The sequence below is a fragment of the Streptomyces sp. NPDC002754 genome (assembly GCF_053592315.1).
In genome coordinates, this window is the sequence record NZ_JBSFVM010000089.1 from 1 (window position 1) to 2,886 (window position 2,886).

Sequence of the window (2,886 nt, forward strand, 5' to 3'; positions counted from 1 at the left end):
GAAGCCGGTGACCTGGTAGCCCCAGGAGCCGCCGAAGGGGTGTTCGGCCACGGGCAGGAACTCGACGTGGGTGAAGCCCAAGTCCGATACGTAGGCGGGGAGTTGGTCGGCGAGTTGGCGGTAGGTGAGGCCGGGGCGCCAGGACGGCAGGTGCACCTCGTACGCGGAGAACGGTGAGGCGTGCACGGGGCGGGCGGCGCGGTGCTCCAGCCAGGCCTCGTCCTGCCACGTGTAGTGCGAGGCGTGGACTATTGATGCGGTTGCCGGGGGTTCCTCGCTGCGGCGTGCCATGGGGTCCGCATGATGACGCGAGACACCGTCGGGGCCGATGATGTCGAACTTGTACAGCTCGCCCTCACCGAGACCGGGAACGAACAGCTCCCATATGCCGGAGCGGCCCAGCGATCGCATGGGTGCCGAGGCACTGTCCCAGTGGTTGAAGTCGCCGACGAGACGCACGCCGCGCGCGTTGGGCGCCCACACGGCGAAGCGGGTTCCGGCTACGCCTTGGTGTTCCAGGACATGTGCGCCCAGGGCCGTCCACAGGTATTCGTGGCGGCCTTCGCCGATGAGATGAAGGTCCAACTCCCCCAATGTGGGCAGGAATCGATAGGGGTCGTCCCTCTCGACGACCCCTGCGGCGGTGGTCACGCGCAGCCGATAGCCGTCTACGGAGGTGACGGGAAGCTCGCCTTCGAACAGGCCGTCGCCCACGTCCGGCAGCCCCCACGCCGTATCGCCGACGAGCACCGCCGCCTCGACGGCATCCGGGAACAGGCAGCGCACGATGACACCCCCCGGCGCCCGGTGCGCGCCGAGGATGTCATGCGGGTCGTGGTGTGTTCCTCGCAGCAGTGCCGTACGCGCCTCCCGGTCGAGACTCGACGTGGCCCGTGCGTGCCGGTGCGGGATGGGTCCTGCGGTGGCGTTGACGGTCATGGTCGACTCCTTCGGGAGGCATGTGGTCGGCGCCGTGCTGTGGTGTGCCTCGGTCTCAGCGGGCGGCGGCGAGGCGGGCGACGGCCTTCAGGGGGACGGTGATCCAGTCGGGGCGGTGTGTCGCCTCGTACAGCACCTCGTAGACGGCGCGGTCGGCTTCGTATGCGCGCAGCAGCGCCGGCACACCGGTTGGTTCGAAGCCTCCGGCGCCGCTGTATCCGGCACAGAACGCGGCGCGGCACCGGTCCGCCCACTGCGGGCGTGGTGTGTCACCCATGTGTGCCGCGTAGTCGAAGGACCTGAGCATTCCGACGATGTCCCGCATCGGCGAGCGGTCCGACCGGCGCTCCAACAGCGGCTGCGAGGGCTCTCCCTCGAAGTCCACCACGTGCCAGTTCCCGTCCGCCCACAGCACCTGCCCCAGGTGGTAGTCCCCGTGTATCCGTTGCAGGGACAGCTCGCTGGGTGCCGCCGCGGCGTTCGCGAAGATCTGCTGGATCGCGGAGGCGTGGGGGCGCAGCGCCGGCACGGTGTCGACCGTGCGCTTCAGCCGGTGTGCCATCTCCGCGGCGAGGCACGGTAGATGGCGGCCCACGGGCTTCGTGGTGGGAAACGCCTGGGCGAGCGCCGCGTGCAGTTCGCCCGTGGTACGCCCCAGGCTCGCCGCCTGCTCGATGAAGTCCCCTTGCGTAGACGCCGAGTTCAGCGCCAGGGTCCAGCCGTCCGTCGCACCGGTCAGGAAAGGCTGCACCATGCCGAGGGTGCCCAGGAACGGCGCGGTCGCGAAGAACCAGGCCTGGGGGGACGGCACCCAGGGGTAGCCCCACCGGGCCAGCCTGATCGGTACTTCCAGGTCCGGGTTGACGCCTTGCTGGATGCGGCGGAACAGCTTGAGGATGAGCCGGTCGCCGTACACGATCGAGGTGTTGGTCTGTTCCACATCCAGGACGCGCGGAGTGAGACCTTGGGAGATCGATGTGCGCGGGAGGGACTCGAAGCGGAGCGTTCCGTGCGCGCCTCCCATGCGAATCCGGTCCAGCAGCAGGGCCGCGATGCGGCGGTCATGGACGGCGTCGTAGACCACCAGGGCGCGGCCGTCGGGGCCGTCCACCTGACCCAGGACGTGCGGCCACAGCCGCGGCGGCGGATCGACGGCCGCGCCCAGTATCAGCTGGTAGTAGGTCTCGTCCCGGTCCGCGGATTCCTTCACTCGCACCAGTAGGTGCAGGCACTCGGCCGTGAGCACGGTGGCCGACGCTGTCGAGACCTCCGCGATGGGGCGGCCGCTGCCCGCGTACCAGCGTTGGCGCGGGAGCCAATGTCTGAGCAGGTCATTGAGGGAGGATCCGAGAAGCGACGGGCGTGCTTCGCCGACTTCGGTCATGAGGTGTGTCATCGCTTCAACTCCCATCCCGAGAAGCTGTGCGGGGTGTGTCCCAGGCCCTTGCGGAGGCGGAACCAGTAGAAGCCGTGTCCTGCCAGGGTGAGTAGGTACGGCAGTTCACCGATGGCCGGGAAGCGGACTCCGCCGATCAGCTCCACGGGGTGTCGTCCGTTGAACTGCTGGAGGTCGAGTTCGGTGGGTTGTGCGAAGCGGGAGAAGTTGTGCACGCACAGCACCAGGTCGTCCTTGTACTCCCGCAAAAACGCCAGCACCGCCGGGTTCGAGGCAGGGAGCTCCGCGTAGGAGCCGAGGCCGAAGGCGGGGTTCTGTTTGCGGATTTCGATCATGCGGCGGGTCCAGTGGAGCAGGGACGACGGGGAGGACATCGACGCCTCCACGTTGGTGACCTGGTAGCCGTAGACCGGGTCCATGATCGTGGGGAGGAAGAGGCGGCCGGGGTCGCAGGAGGAGAAGCCGGCGTTGCGGTCCGGGGTCCACTGCATCGGCGTGCGGACGGCGTCGCGGTCGCCGAGCCAGATGTTGTCGCCCATGCCGATCTCGTC

3 protein-coding genes are annotated in these 2,886 nt (G+C 68.7%); all 3 read right to left on the reverse strand.

The window, feature by feature from the left end:
• The coding region (locus tag ACWD2L_RS40975; RefSeq protein WP_451193839.1) for a GlgB N-terminal domain-containing protein at positions 1-939 on the reverse strand (939 nt) is incomplete at its 3' end.
• A 55-nt stretch (positions 940-994) separates the two neighbouring features.
• A complete protein-coding gene (locus ACWD2L_RS40980; protein WP_451193842.1) occupies positions 995-2,335 on the reverse strand; it encodes a maltokinase N-terminal cap-like domain-containing protein in 1,341 nt (446 codons plus the stop codon).
• On the reverse strand, positions 2,332-2,886 hold a 555-nt coding region (locus ACWD2L_RS40985; RefSeq protein WP_451193845.1), incomplete at its 5' end, for an alpha-glucosidase C-terminal domain-containing protein. The genes ACWD2L_RS40980 and ACWD2L_RS40985, both read right to left, overlap by 4 nt.